This window comes from Vibrio rubrogenes (assembly GCF_059641415.1).
On sequence record NZ_JCARSY010000013.1, the window covers coordinates 46579 to 65036 of the forward strand.

Sequence of the window (18458 nt, forward strand, 5' to 3'; positions counted from 1 at the left end):
AATTCATATCTCAATAAAGGGACTCTGCTTCATATGAAACAAATGTCGTCGCGTAAAGCTCAGACAGGTGTGATTCGTCAGCGCAATGAAGCACTGATTCTTCAGGCTGCTGCAGATGAATTTGTCAAACATGGTTATAAAGGTACATCCGTTCAGGCTATTGCTGATCGGGTTAATTTGCCGAAGGCGAATATTCTTTACTACTTTCGTTCCAAAAAAGGGCTGTATCTGGCCGTGTTGGAAGATATTCTCAACCTCTGGAATCAAGGGTTCTCCGAAGCTGCTTTAGAACAACCGCCAGATGAAGTAATTGAACACTATATCCGCGGGAAAATGCGTTATAGCCGCACTCATCCGAAAGAGTCAAAAATTTTTGCGTTGGAGTTGATCAATGGCGCACAACATATCCAGAACGCCATGCAATTACCGATGGTGAAATGGACGGAGAAAACAGCCACAATCATCCAAATATGGATTGAACGTGGTTTAATCCGACCCATTGAACCACTGTATCTGTTATTTATGATTTGGGGAACGACTCAATTTTATGCCGATTGTGACACAGAAATTCTCCTGATTAAAAAGCGCCCCCTCAATGATCAAGAGTTTGATGATGCCACGCAATTTGTCGTTGATATGGTTTTACGAGGGATTGGGCTTCGGAGTGAATCTTTGGCTGAGTCAGGATCGTTCTTATAAGATCGTTTTTATATTTTTGAGTGAGATTAACTATTGTTTTTTCAGGCTTTAAGCATATATGCAGGCCTATTTTATGGTGTATTGCCAAAAAAATCTGAGCAATTACGCAGTAGCCCTATACACTTAAATTAAATGAGTTAGTTGTGACGTGATTGTACAGCCTATGTATGAATACGTCTGACCGATGAATATTATAAACATTTACAGTTGGCCGGGTTTTATTATGCAATGGATAAAGAATCAGTCTATTACTGTCAAGATGGTCTTTCTTGTCGGTACGATGCTAATACTAACCATTATCCTTTCTTCTTTCAGCCTATTTAAGATGAATCGAGTTGCTGAAGAGGTCAAAGGGATTGCTCATGAACACATACCTTTGATTCAACTTGTCAGTGATGCCACAGTGAAACAGTTACAAAGCGCGTTGATTGTTGAGAAGGCATTGCGAGCTGCGGATTTTTCTGTGGATGTTGATGCAGAAGAATTACAACGCCTACAACAAAACTTTAGCCTTGTTTCACAGACCTTTGATCAGGAAGTTCAGCAAGCACAGTCCAACCTCAAAGGGATGTTGCAATTTCATAAAAATGAAGTGCTTGAGAAAGAGCAACGATTATTGCAGCATTTGAACGCCGTGATTGTTCATCATCGGCGCTATGAAGACTCTGCCGCAGAGATTCTTCAGGCCATTATTGAACATCAAAACAGTCAGATATTATCTGAAAAAGCACAGCAACTGGAAGCGCAGCAAACAGCTCAGAATCAGGAGCTTGGTTCGCTTCTGGCCGAAGTTGAAAAAACTCACCGAATCATCGCTTATGCAAACGGAGCTCGAAGAGCAGCAGGCAATATGGGGGATGGTTTTATTAGTGGCTATCGCGCTATCGATCGGGTTGTTGATTGGTTTGTTTATCAGTCGTCAATTAGTTCATTCTTTGTCTTATGCTTGTACGGTTGCCGAGCAGATGGCTCAAGGGAATTTTGATCTTGATGTGCAAGTGGATCGTCGTGACGAAGTCGGGCGCTTATTAGGGGCGATGCAGACGATGTCGAATTCTTTGGGCAATATTGTGTCGTCAGTGATGAGTAGTAGTTATTCGATTGCGACCTCGGTAGTTGAGTTGGCAACCGTTGCCAGTAGTAATCGACAATCGGTTGATGAGCAGCAGCAGAATACAGAACAGGTTGCGAGTGCTATGACTGAAATGGCTGCGACAATTACACAAGTTGCAGCCAATGCCGAAGAAGCTTCCACATCCAGTCAGCGAGCTGAAACTTATGTGAAAGATGGATGCCGGATGATTGAAGAAACCAGTCGTCTTGCGGAAAATTTGGTGAAAAGCGCTGAGAACTCGCAGGCATTGATCAGCAATTTACAATCGGGCACGACGAAGATTCAGAATTTTGTGTCTGTCGTGAATGCCATTGCAGAACAAACAAACTTACTGGCTTTGAATGCGTCGATTGAAGCTGCAAGAGCGGGTGAGCAAGGGCGGGGGTTTGCTGTCGTTGCCGATGAAGTCCGAGTTCTGGCATCCCGCAGTCAGGAAGCGACTCAAGAAATCGACTCATTAATTGAATCATTGGTGGCTAACACCGACTCCGCAGTCAGTGCCATTCAGGTCAGCGGTGAGCAAATTGGACAGTCTTCAACATTGATTCAGGACATCAGAAAGCAAATGAATTTTATTGATCAGTCGCTTATCGAATTGAATGAAGCCAATATTCAGATTGCAACTGCAAGTGAACAACAATCGGTTGCGGCTGAACAGATCAGCCGTAGTATGGTGCATATCAGAGATTCCGGGCAGTCGGTACTGATGAGCACGGATGAAACAAAACGAGCCAGTGAAGATCTATCGGTACAGGCATCTGATTTACGTCATTTGATGTCTCAGTTTCAGGTTAAATCAGGATAAAGTGTCGGCATCATATGCTGCTCCTGAACCTTAATATAGGTGTGGAGGAATATGGATGATGGATAGATGATCACACGTTTTACTTTTCTTAGATGGATCGGATTGTTAATCATACTAGTAGTTGGTTTCTCTATGTTTTTATTTGGGGTGCATAGAGAACAAACAATGTTGGCACAAGAGTCTAAAGAGCATATTTATATTGCTGTGTCTCAGACACCGTTGTCTTCGCCATTTCTGGTTGCAAAGCAGTTAGGCATATTTGCCAAACATGGGTTAGATGTGACGTTTGTTCCTTGTTATGGCGGTGTTGCCTGTATTCGTGAACTATTTTCAGGTGCGGTGGATTATGCCACGGCTTCAGAGTCTGTGGTAATGTTTGAGAGTTTTAAACGCCAAGATTTTATGGTTCTGAGTAGTTTTGTGCAGTCAGACAATGACTTGAAACTGTTGTCATTACAACGTACTGGTGTTCGTCAGATGAGTGACTTGATTGGTAAAACTGTGGGCGTAGTTAAAGCAAGTGCTTCAGAGTTTTATCTGGATGCATTGTTACTGGCTCATAATCTTACCAGTGATCAGATTAAAAAAGTTTATTTAAAGCCACAAGCGCTTACCGCGGCGTTGTTTGAGGGGCAGGTTGATGCGATATCCGTATGGGAACCATATGGTTATCAGGCGGTGTCACAATCAGCCGTGCCACTGGTTGATTTAAGTCTGAGTGGTGTGTATCAACTCTCATTCAATCTTTTGATGATGCATTCATCTTATATTCAAAAACAAGAGCCCCATCAACGTTTGTTGCAAGCACTGGCAGAGACGATCGATTGGATTCATCAACATCCTGAATCGTCCCGAAGTATTGTCGGTAAAGCACTTAATATCGAGAAAATTCAGCTGGAAAGTACGTGGAAATACTATGTTTTCCGGCTTTCGTTAGGTAATGCATTGTTATCAAATCTGCAGTTACAGGCACGCTGGGCCATTGATACCGGTATTGTGAATGGCTCATTGCCGGATTACCGCAAAATGCTGGCGTCAGATACGTTAGAACGGTTACGGGATAAACAGGGTATCTTACCATGATCCGTTCAATCTCACGAAAACTCCTGCTGCTATTAATCACGACTTTACTCCTGTTTGGGTTGATTGTTTTTTCACTCTGGAGCTTAGCCAAAGAGCAGCAACAGACCCGGAATAATTTAGAGTCCATCATGCAGATTCAGTTGAGTATTGATTCACTGCGTAGCCAGTTATGGGGATTCTTACAATATGAAGATGCCGATATGCTGAAGCAGGTTTCTGCTGCACAGCAACGGCTATCGGAAAAATTAGATCAGTTTGCTTATTCGGATCATCATACGAGAAATATGATCCGGATGAATGAAAATTTATCGGTGTTGATTGCTCAGGAAAGCAAATTCGGTCAGGTTGCCATGCAAATGGAAGGGAAGATGTCAGGCCGGGATTTACTCCATGCCCGATACAATATGTTGGTGCAGAATATGACGGAAGACCTGCTCGACTTGCAACGGAAAAAGTTGAATCAAAGCCGTGAGAATCAACAGCTCACATTGATACTGGCTGCCTCGAATTTACTGATTTTTTCTGCGTTTGTCTGGGGTTTCGCTTTGCAAATTTATCGACATTTCCAGTCTGGCTTTAAGGCTCTGAAACATGGTTTTCATGAACTCTCGCAAGGCAAATTGAGCAGTCAGATCGAGACAAACCATTTAGACTCTGAATTTGTTGCGCTGGCGGAATTATTCCACCAGATGAAAAGTGCACTGAGAAAAACAATGGTGTCCCGGGATGATTTGCAAACGGAAGTTCATCGACAAACCGAGGAGTTAAAAGCGCAAAAAGAGCGGTTGCTTTTCTTGTCTGAACATGACTATCTGACCGGATTGTTCAATCGGCGGGCTTTTGAGGAACATTTGGAACGAGCTTTACTCAAAGCGAGTCGTTCTGGAATGAGAGTGGTGGTCTTATTTTTAGATTTGGATAAATTTAAACAGGTGAATGATAATTACGGGCACGAAATTGGTGATGAATTGATCCGCAGCATTGGCGAACGCATTCATCATCACATCCAAGCCCCTGATTTTGCCGGGCGCATTGGTGGTGATGAGTTTGTGATTTGTTTGGATTTACTGGAAAATGTCGGTTGTATCGAGGCCAGAATTCAGCTGTTGTCAGAAGAGATCTCTCAACCGATTTCGGTGAACGACATCCAAATTTCTGTTGGTGTCAGTATCGGGATGAGTTGTTTTCCGGATGATGCGTCAAATAAACAAGGGCTACTGTCTCATGCCGACGAATCAATGTATAAGATCAAATATGACAAGCGTATCGAAAGCCTGAATATATCAGATGTGGTTTGAGTATCAGGGTTCTTCTCTTATTTCCCGCCATATTTCTTAAATTTTTCAATCCACTATTTTTGCTCATCTCTTGGTTGCTGCGGTACATTGCTGACACCGCCTAGGGAATGATTGTCTGAATAATTTCTGTTGGAACTTCATCTTAGGGTGACTTGGGTATATTCTGATGCGATTGATGAATATTCAATAGGTTGAGTCATCGTCATCTATCGACTAGGGATATAAGTATGAACGTTCGTTTTATCATGTTGGTGAGTGGATTGTTATTAAGCGCGTCTTGTTGGTCAGCAGACGCCTTATTTGCGGTTGCGAATAATTTTTACCGGCCAATGATAGCACTGAGTCAGGATTTTGAATCACAGTCTCCACACCATATCGAAATTTCAACTGGTGCGACCGGGCAGTTATATGTTCAGATCACGCAGGGGGCACCTTTTGATCTGTTTTTTGCTGCCGATACTGCCCGCCCGACCAAACTGGTCCAAGATCGGCAGGCGCATGATCAATTTACATACGCGCGCGGCACGTTAGTCTTATGGTCGGCACAGCCGAACATTGCGGTGAAAGAGCGTTTACTGAGCGGAGAATATACACATCTCGCGATGGCGAATCCGCAATTGGCACCGTATGGGCTTGCTGCGCAACAGGTGCTTGAAAAAATGGGTCTGTATACGAAAATTCAGGACAAAATCGTGCAGGGTAAAGGATTAAATCCCACATTCCAGTTTGTCGTCACCGGAAATGCAGAGCTGGGGTTTGTGGCGAAATCTCAGGTTTATCAGAACCATCAGTATCAATCCGGCTCTTACTGGGAAGTTCCGCGTGAAGATTATGCACCAATCCGGCAAGATGCGGTGGTGTTACCAGCCGGACAGACCAATGAGGCCGCGCAGGCATTTCTGAATTATCTGAAGACGGACAGAGCGCAGCGCATCATCCAGAGTTATGGGTATCGGTAAGTGAATATAAAGGTAGATGGATGGAAATTGACAGCGTTGTTGTGCTGACCACCTTAAAACTAGCCGGGGTCGTTACTTTCAGTTTGCTGGTACTTGGGATTCCGGTTGCGTGGTGGCTGTGTGTTTCTAAATGCCGCTATAAAGGCGTTATTGAGGCAATTTGTTCCCTGCCAATGGTGTTACCACCGACGGTACTGGGTTTTTATCTGTTACTTGTCTTTTCGCCTCAAGGCATGATTGGTCAGTTATTGCAGCAGCTCCATCTTGGGCAATTACCCTTTTCTTTTACCGGGATTGCGGTTGCTTGTACGATCCATTCTTTTCCATTCGTCTTACAACCTTTGAAAAATGCTTTTCTCGCGATTGGTAAATTACCGATTGAAGTTGCGGCAACGCTCAGAGCCTCTCCGTGGGATCGTTTCTGTTCTGTGATTCTGCCGTTGGCTTGGCCGGGAATTTTTTCGGCAGCCATTATGGGGTTTTGTCATTCACTGGGCGAGTTCGGCGTTGTCTTGATGATTGGTGGTAATATTCCCGGCAAAACTCGGGTCATGTCGGTTGAGATATACAACTACGTTGAAGCGCTTGAATTCGGTAAAGCGCATTTACTTGCCGGCAGTCTGGTTGCCTTTTCTTTTATTGCCTTGTTAGTGATGTATTGGTTGAATCATCGCTATCGTTATTCGGAGAGGTAAGTTTTTGAGCATTATCCATGCGACATTCGCCATCACTTATCCTGATTTCTCTTTAGCGGTTGATTTAACGTTACCCGCTTCTGGCATTACGGTGTTATTTGGGCCTTCCGGTTCTGGAAAAACCACATGTCTGCGAGCGATTGCCGGATTGGAAAATCCTGAACGCGGCAAATTGCAGGTCGGTGATGAGCTGTGGCAGTGTTCTGAGCTAGGGGTCTTTCTCCCGACATATCGGCGTGACATTGGTTATGTGTTTCAGGAAGCCGGATTATTTCCGCATTTATCCGTTCAGCAGAATCTGGAATACGGTTATCGGCGAATTCCGGCCAGTAAACGGCGGATCTCCGTTGACAGTATCTGTCGCTTTATCGGTGTGAGTCATTTGTTGGATCGCTCGGTTCATCAACTCTCAGGGGGAGAAAAACAGCGTATTGCGATTGCGCGGGCGTTGCTGACCTGTCCTAAATTGTTATTGATGGATGAGCCGTTATCTGCGCTGGATGTCAAACTGAAATCTGAGATCCTACCGTATTTGGAAAAAATTCATCAGGAGCTGTCCATTCCGGTGATTTATGTGACACATTCGGTTCGGGAACTGGCCCGTTTAGCCGACCATGTGGTGTTGTTCCAAAACGGACGAGTGATTGTCAGTGACCAAGCTGAGGTTGTGATGTCCGATCCCAGTTATCAGGATATATTTGGTGAGGAGCTGGGCAGTATTTTTGATACCCGGGTTGTTGACCATCATCCTGATCGGATCACTCAACTTGATAGTGACGGTGTCACTATTTGGGCGCCCGGACACATCGGGGAGAAAGACGAGCTGTATCGCTGCCGGGTGTTGGCTTCTGATGTCAGTATTGCGCTGTATGAGCCGGAACAAACCACAATGCTCAATCGCCTGCCGGCTGTGATTGTCGATATTGACCATCGCAAAGCGCAGCAAGGGCAGGTGGTTGTGGTACTGGCGTTGTCCAGTCATCATCGTTTGCTGGCAAAGATTACGATGAGATCAGCATCTGAGTTGGGGTTATCGTCCGGTATGTCTGTGTGGGCACAGATCAAGTCTGTGGCATTGTCATAACCCGAGTGGCGTGCACATAAATATGCCCAAACAGCATGCACTATTCGGGCATATCATCGTGCCAAAGTCGATCCTTCTGTGATTACCGCCAGTCATCATCTAAGAAGTCTTTGCCTTCCAGTGCATATGGGCTTTCATCATTCATTGAATGTTCTACGATGCCCTGCAAATGTTCTAATTGTTGTTCCAGATGATTGACGGCTTGGTAATCACCTTCGGAGCAAGCAACATAGATCTGCTGCTCAAGTGATTCAATACGATCGCGAATGTTCATATTGCACCTCCTCCTATCGATGATGGTGTATATCACACTATGGTACTCAGTGTTATTGTAGTCAAATGATCGCGGTGCGGAAACTTTTGCAGTCCGACCAGTGGTCAATATTAAAATCACTATTTTTATGGTTATTTGCTAACCGATTGATATTGATTTGCTGATGAAGTGTACAAACAAACGGTTTTTAGATAAAAAGCGCTTTTCTTTTTTTTTAGTTATGGCATCTTATCGACCTCAAGCCGATATGCGGGCATCGTATAATGGCTATTACCTCAGCCTTCCAAGCTGATGATGCGGGTTCGATTCCCGCTGCCCGCTCCAGTTTTTCTTATTTCCCCTGATTGATCTATTCCCCGTGTGATTGGCATTTTTTGGTCTGTTACGCTTCAACGTCTGAGTATTTACCTGAATCAATTACAATACAGTTTGCTGCTGACTTTGCTCTCGAAATGCTTGTGGAGTCATTCCGGTATGGTTTCTGAATGCTGCAAAAAACGAGCTAGGATGTTTAAAACCACTATGGGTCGCAATATTTTTAATCGGGTGACGGGTATTGCCGAGTAACACTTTGGCATGATTGATACGCATAATAATTAAGTATTGTTTGATGGAAACACTGAGCATATTTTTAAATAGACTCATGGCATATTTGGGATGGAGTTTTACATGAGATGCGATATCTTCAACCTTAATATCCTTGTTGTGGTTATTTGCAATATAATCAAGCATCAACTGAACATTTTTATAGCCGGTGTAATTGGTGTGACGGAATGGGGTCTCCCGCATGAAATTAAACATTTCAACATGATAGTCATAGGAGCAAAGCCGGCGCAGCATTAAGAAGATTTCTTCTTGAACAATTTGATTACGAACCGCATGCCCTTCCCGATACGCCCCCATCCAGCGTTGGTTCTCTGCAAAACTGACGACGTCAGTATGACAAGCAGAGATTACACCGCCATTCATGACCTGTTGCACAAATTCCTGAGGCAGTGGCCAGCTTAAAAACATGTTGAGAGGAATATTGATAATTCCCATGAGAGCATTATCACTGGTTTGCTTAACCCGGTGCGGAGTGACAGCCCAGAATACAGCCATTTGACCGTTTTCTATCAATACATTGGTATGATTGAACGTATACGCTAATGCCCCCTGATAAACAATATTCACTTCGATTTGCTGGTGCCAGTGATATTCCTTCATATAAAAGGGCTGACGCAGCTCAAAACTTAATTCTGCTTCACCGTCAAGCAATGGACCATGATGATCAGGTTCTGCCGGAGTATTGTGATTGTCCGGTAAGTGGATGAATGGTTCATCCATGCTGTTATCTCCGTATCTGTAAGAACATCTTTATCTGTATAAACAGGCCATCCCCGAGTGCTTAAAAGTAAGGGGTGATGACATCGTGGATTCAACACACCAGATGCGTTTGTACTGTAAGTAATATCATCAAGATATATTATGATTTCCGAGTGATTAAAGTCCATCATATGGTTTGATAATTCTGTCATATTATCCGGAAAAGTAAGATTTTGTGATATATGCGCTGAACATGATTTGCTGACCATGCCAGAGTTCATTAATTTGTTCACAACGATGATTTGCCTGATGTGACAACACACCGCGCTAACAAAACGAAAGAGTGATTAGTGATGAAAGAGCGAGAACTGATTGAATTAACCGGCAAGCAGACTCAGTTAATGATTGAGTTGGGAGAGTTTGCAGAAATACTGTATTGGGGAAATAAGGTGAGCGGTGATATCGAGCGTTGCCGCTCGTCTTTGTATCGTCCTATCCCTTATGGCCGTCTGGATACGGATGTTGCGATGACCCTGTCACCTGAATTGGGGCGTGGGGTGTTCAGTAGTCCTGGTCTCGAAGGACATCGCAATGGTCAAGACTGGTCTCCGGTTTTTACCCTGAAAAAAGTGCAGAAAGGACAGACGTTAAAAGAGAATTTTTTACAGGGACAGACGTCGCAGGGGGAAGAGAAAGCGTTAAAAGGACAGACACTGCATCTTGAAAGTGAGGATCCGTTGGCAGGCTTGCGTCTGAGCACGGAAATCCATCTCGATGAACATGATGTGGTGAAAACTCGCCATCAACTAACGAATATCAAGTCTGGCACGTATCAGGTCAATCGTTTTGCCAATACATTGCCATTACCCGCGAGAGCGAAAGAGCTGATGACATTCTACGGACGTTGGGTGAAAGAGTTTCAGACGGAGCGCCAGCCATTGCTTCAAGGTGGTTACCAGCAAGAAAATCGGCGCGGGCGAACCTCTCATGAGCACTATCCGGCACTGGTTGCCGGTTCACCGCATTTTGATGAATTGCATGGCGATGTCTGGGGATTTCACTTTGCATGGAGCGGTAATCATCGACTCCGTGTCGATGTGAAAGCAGATGGCCGGCGCTATATGCAGGCTGAAGTGATCTATTTACCGGGTGAAGTGACGCTGGAAGAGGGAGAAAGTCTGACGACGCCATGGTTGTATGCGAGTTACAGTGATCAAGGATTAAACGGGATGAGTCAACAGTTCCACGCCCATGTCCGTCATTCAATATATTCACCTGATTTTATTGCAAAACCTCGGCCTGTTCATCTCAATACATGGGAAGGCATCTATTTCAATCATGAGCCTGAATATATTATGTCAATGGCAACTCAGGCCGTAAAATTAGGCGTCGAGCGTTTTATTATTGATGATGGTTGGTTCAGGGCACGCAATGATGATACAGCTGCATTGGGAGACTGGTTTTTAGATGAAAATAAATATCCCGATGGTCTTGAACCGATTATCGAGCATGTCAATCAGTTAGGAATGGAATTTGGCCTTTGGTTTGAACCGGAAATGATCAATAAAAATTCTGAGCTTTACCGAACTCATCCCGATTGGTTATTGGCGGTCGAGGGATACGATCAGCCGACGGGAAGGAATCAGTACGCGATTGATTTACAAAATAGCGATGCATTTAATTATTTATATCAAAGGCTGTGTTATTTTTTGAGTCAATATAATATTGCTTATATTAAATGGGATATGAATCGCGAAATTGTTCAACCCGGACATCAGGGAAGAGCATCGGGCGTTCGGCAGACCGAGCAATTTTATGCGTTGGTGGATCAGTTACGGGCGCAATTTCCTCATGTGAGCATCGAATCTTGTGCTTCCGGTGGGGGACGTATTGATTATGAAATCCTCAAACGTACGGATCGATTCTGGCCGTCCGATAATAATGATGCATTGGAGCGGCAACGAATTCAGCGTGGTATGAGCTACTTTTTTCCACCTGAAGTGATGGGTAGCCATATCGGGACTGGTCATTGTCACAGTACGCGTCGACGTCACAGCATTGAATTTCGTGGGTTGACCGCGCTGTTCGGTCATATGGGTATCGAACTTGACCCTGTGAAAGAAGATGTGACTGAGAAAGAAAATTTTGCACGTTATGTGGCACTTCATCAATCTTTACGACCTTTGCTTCATTCCGGAACCAACTGGCGAATTCCGACGGATGATGAAGCGCATCAGGCTCAAGCCGTGGTTGCTGCAGATCAGTCTGAGGCGGTTGTGCTGATTGCACAATTGGCAATGCCGACCCATGCCTTGAGCGGCAATTTAAGAATTCCCGGTTTAGATGAGCAGGCGACATACCGGCTCTCTATTCTGGATAAACCATCATTTTATGAAAATATTGTTCATACTCAGCCGCAATGGACGTTTTCGGGGTGTGAGGTCTCTGGTTCTTGGTGCCGGGAAGTCGGGATTGTATTACCGATTTTGGACCCTGAAACCGCGATATTAGTCAAGTTGGAGCGGCTTACTTAGCGGATAGCTGCGGAGCAATAAGGTAACGGATTATACAATTCTAAAAATGGGCCGCCGATGTGTTTTTAAGGGCGGCTCTTATTTTAACATGGTCATATATTTTTCGATAAGTGTCATTGTTTCTTCATGAAAATATTATATAGTCTATAAATTTAAATTATTTGAAATGAAATTGTTCATTAATTGTTATCTGCGCCTGATATAGAATAAAAACACTAATTTAAATACTAAGATTTATAAATTGAATGATGACTATTGATATTTATATATTAAAAATATGACTAAATGTGTGCGCTACACTGAATATATGACAGGTATGACTAGCTATATCGAAAAATGTGTGTTTATGATGATTACCATATTAATAATTTAAATTCAGACGCTTCCTGATATTTAATAATAAAGTGCAGGTTTTAAACCGACATATCGACGGACAGGCTAGGTTAGGTTTTTATAATTAAATGATTGATGAATATCACCTATCAATCTCTGATGAAAATAAGAAATAATCTCATAAGCTGAAATTACATTTAGACAGTATAAATGTAATTTTATCGTGCTGCACTTATTTTAATGGATGTTGTCCTCACCGTTTTGGTAATTCATTCCGAATAAGGATATAAGCATGAACTTTGAGTTAACAAAGCAACAAATAGAGCTTTATGATACAGCACTCCGTTTTGCATCGGATGTCTTAGAACCTAGTGCGGCTGAACGTGTGGCTAATCACGCTTTTGATCGTCAGTTATGGGAGGAAGCCGCACAGTTTGGCTATGCAAGCCTCCCTATTGCTGAAGCGGATGGGGGGAGTGGTTTATCAACACTGGAAACCATGCTCATGGTCGAAGCTTTGGGTAAAGGTTGTAGTGATTTAGGGCTGGCGTTCTCGCTTTCTGCTCACTTATTTGCCTGTGTGGTTCCTTTCAGTAGTTTTGCCAGTGAAACCCTCAAACAAACCTATCTGCCGAGACTGATTGACGGCTCTTGCATTATGGCAAACGCCGCGACCGAACCTGAAGCCGGCTCTGATATTTATGGGATGAAATCGACCGCGGAACGTGTTCCGGATGGTTATTGTTTAAATGGAAAAAAATGCTTTATCTCGAATGCACCTGTCGCGGACTACTTCCTGGTATACGCAAAAACTAATCCGGCAATGGGATTCTTAGGCGTGAGTGCCTTTTTGGTACCGAAAGATGCTGAAGGACTGATTGTCGGGAGTCACCATGCCAAAGATGGCTTAGGAACTTGCTTGTGGTCAGAAGTTTACTTACAGAATGTTTTCGTCCCTGAATCTCATCGTGTCGGCGGTGAAGGTGCCGGAGGCGCGATGTTCTATGATTCGATGATTTGGGAAAAAGGATGCTTGTTCGCGTATTACGTCGGTGCGATGGAGCGAATGCTTGAAAGAGTGATTCTTCATGCGCAGGAACGCAAACAATTTGGTCGGGCGATTGCTCAAAACCAATCGGTATCCAACCGGATCGTTGATATGAAGATCAATCTGGACACATCGCGTTTACTGCTGTACCGCGCAGGCTGGCTTTATGACCAAGGCAAAGATAGCGAGTTAGAAATTGCAATGAGCAAATTGGTTATCTCTGAATCCGCTGTGCAGTGTGGTTTGGATGCCATTCAGACGTTTGGCGGTTCCGCAATCGAAAAAGAAATGGGAATCATGCAGTTATTACTGGATGCTGTTCCTTCAAGAATTTTCTCCGGATCGAATGATATTCAGAGAGGCATTATCGCCAGAAAATTAGGACTCTGAGCAAGTCAGTTCACGAATAAGGCTAGGTATATGAAAGCATTAGTAGCAATCAAACGAGTCGCGGATCCGTCGTTGGCGGTTCGTGTGCTAAGTGATCAACGTGACGTTGATTTATCAGATGCCAAAATGGTGTTGAATCCCTATTGCGAAATTGCATTAGAAGAAGCAATACAGCATAAAGAAGCTGGGGTGATATCAGAAATCGTTGCTGTTTCTGTCGGAACGCTGCCATGTCAGGAACAACTGAGAACGGCACTCGCTCTGGGGGCAGATCGCGCGATTCATATCGAGTCGGAAGATCATTTGGAGCCGCTGATTATTGCGAAGCTATTAGCCAAAATAGTCGAGAAAGAGCAGCCGCAAGTGGTATTTACCGGTAAACAGTCGGTGGATAGTGACAATAATCAAACTGGTCAGATGTTGGCTGGTCTGCTCGGCATTGCTCAGGGAACGTTTGCTTCAAAGATTGAGCTTGAATCTAATTCAGCCCTAGTCACACGAGAAGTCGACCATGGTCAACAGGTTGTCCGGCTTACGCTTCCAGCAGTGTTGACTGCTGACTTACCGTTAAATAAACCCCGTCACGCTTCGCTTCCCAATGTCATGAAAGCCCGCAGAAAACCCATCGAATCGATTGCCGCAGAGAGCTTGAATGTTGCGATGCATCGGCGAACCCGTCTGATTAATGTTGCATCGCTGAGCGGTCAACGAGCGGGTATTCGCGTCGAAAATGTGGATGAGCTGGTGAGTAAATTGAAACATGAGGCGAGGGTAATCTGATGACTATTTTGATTATTGCAGAGCACGATCATCTCAAATTAGGTGATGCGACCTTCCATGCGATCGGGGCTGGCAAACAAATCGGTGATGACATCCATTTACTCGTGGTTGGTCGTCATTGTGAGTCGGTGGTTGAGCAAGCGGCTCAGTTGGGGAATGTGGCGACGGTTCTCGTTGCTGATGCTGGGGCATCTGCTGAAAATATTGCCAATCTCATTGCAGGTATCGGGAGAGACTATACCCATATCGTCGCTGCTGCGACGTCATTTTCCAAAAACTTTTTACCCAGAGCGGCTGCATTGCTGGATGTTTCTTTCATCTCGGAAGTGATTGATATCGAGAGTGACGACATTTTTCGCAAACCGATTTATTCGGGGAGTGCGATCGCCACGATCCAATCGGTTGATCCGATCAAAATGATGACCATAAGAACAACCGCTTTCCCTGCAAGTGCTGATATGGGCGGTGCTGCTACCGTTGTTCAAGTTCCGGTCACAGAGGACGTACAGCTTTCACAAGTAATCAGCCATCAGCAGATTGAATCGTCTCGTCCGGAATTGTCATCGGCACGTATTGTGATTGGCGGTGGCCGCGGGTTGGGCAATGAACACAATTTCGCGTTGTTGGAGACTCTGGGCGATAAGCTTGGTGCTGCGATCGGAGGAACACGTGCAGCAGTAGATGCCGGGTTCACCGCCAATGATCTGCAAATTGGGCAGACCGGGAAAGTGATCGCGCCGGATTTGTATATTGCTGTCGGTATATCCGGTGCGATTCAGCATACCTCTGGTGTTAAAGATGCCAAAACGATTGTGGCAATCAACAATGATGCAGATGCGCCGATATTTCAGTCCTCGGACTATGTGCTTGTTGCAGACTGTATGGATGTGCTGCCTGAACTGATTGAAAAAATGGAGTAAGGGACTTGGGCCGGCCACAATAATTCATCATATGAGAAGTAAGGGAAATCAATGAGAGAAGTTCTGGAATTTGATGTTGTGATTGTTGGTGGCGGGCCCGCCGGTTTATCTGCAGCCTGTCGTCTGATGCAACTGGCACAAGCGGAAAATCACGAACTGAACGTTTGTCTGATTGAAAAAGGGGCTGACATCGGGGCTCATGCTTTATCAGGGGCGATTATGGAAAGTCGCGCCTTGGATGAGCTTTTTCCCGACTGGCAACAGCAAGATGCGCCACTTATCACCCAAGTAAAGCAGGAAGCACTGCTTTATCTCAGAGATGAACATAAGTCTTGGCACATTCCCAACCTTTTTGTGCCCCGGAATATGCATCATCAGGGGAGTTATCTGATTCGGCAAGGAAAATTCTGTCAGTGGTTAGCCAGTCAGGCTGAACAACTTGGTGTGGAAATTTTCACCGGGTTTACCGCATCTGAGTTGCTCGTCAACGAACGGGATGAAGTTTGTGGGGTAATCACGGGGGATATGGGATTAAACGCCCGGGGAGAACCCAAATCTCAACACATGCCCGGGATCGAGTTACGCGGTAAATATACGTTATTCGCGGAAGGAAGCCGGGGACATCTTGGTAAACAACTGCTTGAGCGTTATGCACTGGATCGGGATGCTGATACACAGCATTTTAGCTTAGGATTAAAGGAAGTTTGGCAGATTGAACCTGAACGTCATCAATTGGGACAGGTGATCCATCACTTTGGCTGGCCTTTGGATCGTCGGGCGAATGGCGGCGGCTTTCTCTATTTTATTGATGATTGTCAGGTTGCTGTCGGTCTGGTGGTTGACTTGAATTACAAGAACGCTTACTTGAGCCCGTTTGATGAATTTCAGCGGATGAAACATCATCCTGAGATCGCCCGGTATCTCCGTGGTGGGCAACGGTTATCATACGGTGCCAGAACCTTAACCAAAGGGGGATATCATGCATTGCCTAAGATGACTTTTCCCGGAGGTCTATTGATTGGCTGTGAAGCGGGTGTGTTGAATGGTGCGAAACTGAAAGGGATTCATACCGCTATGAAATCTGGGATGTTGGCAGCAGAAACGGTTTATCCCGCACTTTTGCAGGAGATTCAAAGCGCTGATTTAACGTCATTTACCGATAATCTGCAACATTCTTGGTTACATGAAGAGCTGTATGCGGCGAGAAATAGCAGTGCAGCGATGCATCAATTTGGTCCTTTAGGCGGCGGATTATTTAATTCTATCGATCAGAATATATTCCGTGGTCGTCTGCCGTGGCACATTCGAGATAATCAAGCCGATCATGCTCAATTACTACCGGTGAGTCAATGCCAGCCGATCAACTACGCCAAACCGGATCAAAAGTTGAGTTTTGATCGGTCTTCTTCTGTCTATATCGCCAAAGTCTCTCATGAGCATGACCAGCCCTGTCATCTTCGATTACGGGATCCACAAATTCCCTTGGCAGAAAATTTTGCGGTGTATGGTGAGCCGGCACAAAGGTATTGTCCTGCCGGTGTTTATAACATCGTGGAAGAAAATGAGGAAAAACGGTTTGTCATTGATGCACAGAACTGCCTCCATTGTAAGGCATGTGACATCAAAGACCCGGCTCAAAATATAACCTGGACACCTCCGGAAGGTGGTGGTGGTCCAATGTATACCAATATGTAATGGATTGATTATTGATGTGGGATATAAGTTGGATCACGAACGGTTGGTTGTATGATAACCAATTGAAATTAATTTGATTATGAAGTGTGCAATCAAACTGATTTTTTGTAAATAGCCCTTTTCTTTTTCGTCGATTGTGGCATATTAACACCGTCATCTTGATGCGCGGGCATCGTATAATGGCTATTACCTCAGCCTTCCAAGCTGATGATGCGGGTTCGATTCCCGCTGCCCGCTCCAAGTTTTCTAGCACTCAATTAAGTTTCTAATCTATTGAAATTAAAACGCTTTATTGCGTGTTTTCGCATACCCAGGCTTTGTGAATTTAGTTCATACTAAATCATCGGTGGCCATTTGGTGTCCAAAACTGCTGGTGCGGATCATATGCGAGACAGCACCGAATCCTTTCAGTAACACAAACATCAAATCACATCATCAACAGGGCGCAGACTAAGTAAAGTGATGCGCCTTTTTTTCAATGAGAGAAGTACAATCAATTACCTATTTATCAAGTTGGTAGTAGCGATGTTTTTTGAGGTATACAATAGTAAAGGTCAAGTCATTTCGGAAAGGACACTTGTTATGCTCGAATTGCCACAGCCGCAACATAACCACTTGTTAGTTCAGCTTTCTGATGATGTCCAGAAACGAATTTTTCCTCAGCTTGAATTGGTGCCACTGCCGTTGGGGGAGGTGATTTATGAGTCTGGAGATATTCTTCGGCATGTCTATTTTCCAACCAATTCAATCATTTCTATGTTGTATGTGATGGAAAGTGGTGCCTCGGCGGAGATCTCTGTTGTGGGGAATGAAGGTATGGTTGGTATTGCTCTATTTATGGGCGGAGAGAGCACGCCAAGCAGGGCTATTGTACAAAGCGCTGGTTATGCGTATCGGCTTCAAGGACGTCTCTTCAAGGAGGAGTTCAATCGTCATGGTGAGATGATGGTATTGATGCTGCGTTTTACACAAGCATTACTTACGCAAATGGCACAGACAGCGGTTTGTAATCGTCATCACTCTATTGATCAACAACTTTGTCGCTGGTTGTTATTATCACTAGATCGCTTGCATAACAATCAGTTAACCATGACCCAAGAATTGATTGCGAACATGCTGGGGGTACGCCGTGAGGGAGTTACTGAAGCAGCCGGCAAATTGCAACACAAGGGCGTTATTGAATACAGCCGTGGGCACATTACCGTGTTGGATCGGCAAGCGCTTGAGGCATTGAGCTGTGAATGCTACGTAGTTGTTAAAAAAGAAACTGATCGTCTGCTTAAGTATCCCAAATAATTTATAACGAATTTTTGGACAGTTATTGAGACTAAGTGCTCCAGCGTACAGACCCATACTGGCTAAGGTGAGATAGTCACGTTACTGGTTCAACGCAATCATCTCGCCAATATTGCTACCTGCGCGGCAACTGTAAATCTCTCTTA

At 44.5% G+C, this 18458-nt stretch carries 16 protein-coding genes and 2 tRNA genes; 16 read left to right on the forward strand and 2 right to left on the reverse strand.

Annotation, left to right across the window (positions count from 1 at the left end):
- The first annotated feature begins 33 nt into the window (after positions 1-33).
- The 8 genes from AC55NX_RS11365 to modC all read left to right on the forward strand — a co-directional run bounded on the left by AC55NX_RS11365 (position 34) and on the right by modC (position 7737).
- Positions 34-699 carry a TetR/AcrR family transcriptional regulator gene (locus tag AC55NX_RS11365; protein ID WP_496995839.1) on the forward strand — a complete coding sequence of 222 codons (666 nt, stop codon included), beginning with the start codon at positions 34-36 and terminating at the stop codon, positions 697-699.
- Positions 700-922: 223 nt separating this feature from the next.
- The gene (locus tag AC55NX_RS11370; RefSeq protein ID WP_496995840.1) at positions 923-1684 is read left to right on the forward strand and encodes an MCP four helix bundle domain-containing protein; all 762 of its coding nucleotides are present in this window, start codon (positions 923-925) and stop codon (positions 1682-1684) included.
- Positions 1665-2618: a methyl-accepting chemotaxis protein gene (locus AC55NX_RS11375; protein WP_496995889.1), complete on the forward strand. Its 954-nt coding sequence runs from the start codon at positions 1665-1667 to the stop codon at positions 2616-2618. The genes AC55NX_RS11370 and AC55NX_RS11375 overlap by 20 nt, the downstream gene beginning before the upstream one ends.
- Before the next feature lie 66 nt (positions 2619-2684).
- Positions 2685-3701: an ABC transporter substrate-binding protein gene (locus AC55NX_RS11380; RefSeq protein ID WP_496995841.1), complete on the forward strand. Its 1017-nt coding sequence runs from the start codon at positions 2685-2687 to the stop codon at positions 3699-3701.
- The gene (locus AC55NX_RS11385; protein ID WP_496995842.1) at positions 3698-4999 is read left to right on the forward strand and encodes a diguanylate cyclase domain-containing protein; all 1302 of its coding nucleotides are present in this window, start codon (positions 3698-3700) and stop codon (positions 4997-4999) included. Before AC55NX_RS11380 ends, AC55NX_RS11385 begins: the two co-directional genes overlap by 4 nt.
- 227 nt (positions 5000-5226) lie before the next feature.
- The gene (modA, locus tag AC55NX_RS11390) at positions 5227-5958 is read left to right on the forward strand and encodes a molybdate ABC transporter substrate-binding protein (protein ID WP_496995843.1); all 732 of its coding nucleotides are present in this window, start codon (positions 5227-5229) and stop codon (positions 5956-5958) included.
- Positions 5959-5978: 20 nt separating this feature from the next.
- Entirely contained in the window at positions 5979-6653 is a 675-nt protein-coding gene (modB, locus tag AC55NX_RS11395) for a molybdate ABC transporter permease subunit (RefSeq protein ID WP_059121743.1), read from the forward strand.
- Between the two features lie 4 nt (positions 6654-6657).
- Entirely contained in the window at positions 6658-7737 is a 1080-nt protein-coding gene (gene modC / locus AC55NX_RS11400) for a molybdenum ABC transporter ATP-binding protein (RefSeq protein WP_496995844.1), read from the forward strand.
- Positions 7738-7819: 82 nt separating this feature from the next.
- Here modC and AC55NX_RS11405 read toward each other — a convergent pair whose 3' ends face one another.
- A complete protein-coding gene (locus AC55NX_RS11405) occupies positions 7820-8011 on the reverse strand; it encodes a hypothetical protein (protein WP_496995845.1) in 192 nt (63 codons plus the stop codon).
- Positions 8012-8260: 249 nt separating this feature from the next.
- Between AC55NX_RS11405 and AC55NX_RS11410 the strand changes: the two genes are divergently transcribed.
- Positions 8261-8335: transfer RNA gene (locus tag AC55NX_RS11410), tRNA-Gly, on the forward strand.
- Between the two features lie 93 nt (positions 8336-8428).
- Here AC55NX_RS11410 and melR read toward each other — a convergent pair.
- Positions 8429-9337 (reverse strand): transcriptional regulator MelR, encoded by a 909-nt coding sequence (melR, locus tag AC55NX_RS11415; RefSeq protein ID WP_496995846.1) that lies wholly within the window; start codon positions 9335-9337, stop codon positions 8429-8431.
- A gap of 332 nt (positions 9338-9669) precedes the next feature.
- Here melR and AC55NX_RS11420 point away from each other — a divergent pair, with 332 nt between their 5' ends.
- The 7 genes from AC55NX_RS11420 to AC55NX_RS11450 all read left to right on the forward strand — a co-directional run bounded on the left by AC55NX_RS11420 (position 9670) and on the right by AC55NX_RS11450 (position 18312).
- Entirely contained in the window at positions 9670-11850 is a 2181-nt protein-coding gene (locus AC55NX_RS11420; protein ID WP_496995847.1) for an alpha-galactosidase, read from the forward strand.
- 625 nt (positions 11851-12475) lie between these two features.
- Complete coding sequence (gene pigA, locus AC55NX_RS11425) at positions 12476-13621, forward strand: prodigiosin MBC biosynthesis dehydrogenase PigA (protein ID WP_496995848.1); 1146 nt, start codon at positions 12476-12478, stop codon at positions 13619-13621.
- 30 nt (positions 13622-13651) lie between these two features.
- Positions 13652-14401: an electron transfer flavoprotein subunit beta/FixA family protein gene (locus AC55NX_RS11430; protein ID WP_496995849.1), complete on the forward strand. Its 750-nt coding sequence runs from the start codon at positions 13652-13654 to the stop codon at positions 14399-14401.
- Positions 14401-15321 (forward strand): electron transfer flavoprotein subunit alpha/FixB family protein, encoded by a 921-nt coding sequence (locus tag AC55NX_RS11435; RefSeq protein WP_496995850.1) that lies wholly within the window; start codon positions 14401-14403, stop codon positions 15319-15321. The genes AC55NX_RS11430 and AC55NX_RS11435 overlap by 1 nt, the downstream gene beginning before the upstream one ends.
- Positions 15322-15372: 51 nt before the next feature.
- On the forward strand, positions 15373-17016 hold the full coding sequence (locus AC55NX_RS11440; protein ID WP_496995851.1) for an electron transfer flavoprotein-ubiquinone oxidoreductase: 1644 nt from the start codon (positions 15373-15375) through the stop codon (positions 17014-17016).
- A 165-nt stretch (positions 17017-17181) separates the two neighbouring features.
- Positions 17182-17256 (forward strand) — tRNA-Gly (locus AC55NX_RS11445).
- 342 nt (positions 17257-17598) lie between these two features.
- Positions 17599-18312: a Crp/Fnr family transcriptional regulator gene (locus AC55NX_RS11450; RefSeq protein ID WP_496995852.1), complete on the forward strand. Its 714-nt coding sequence runs from the start codon at positions 17599-17601 to the stop codon at positions 18310-18312.
- Positions 18313-18458: the final 146 nt, after the last annotated feature.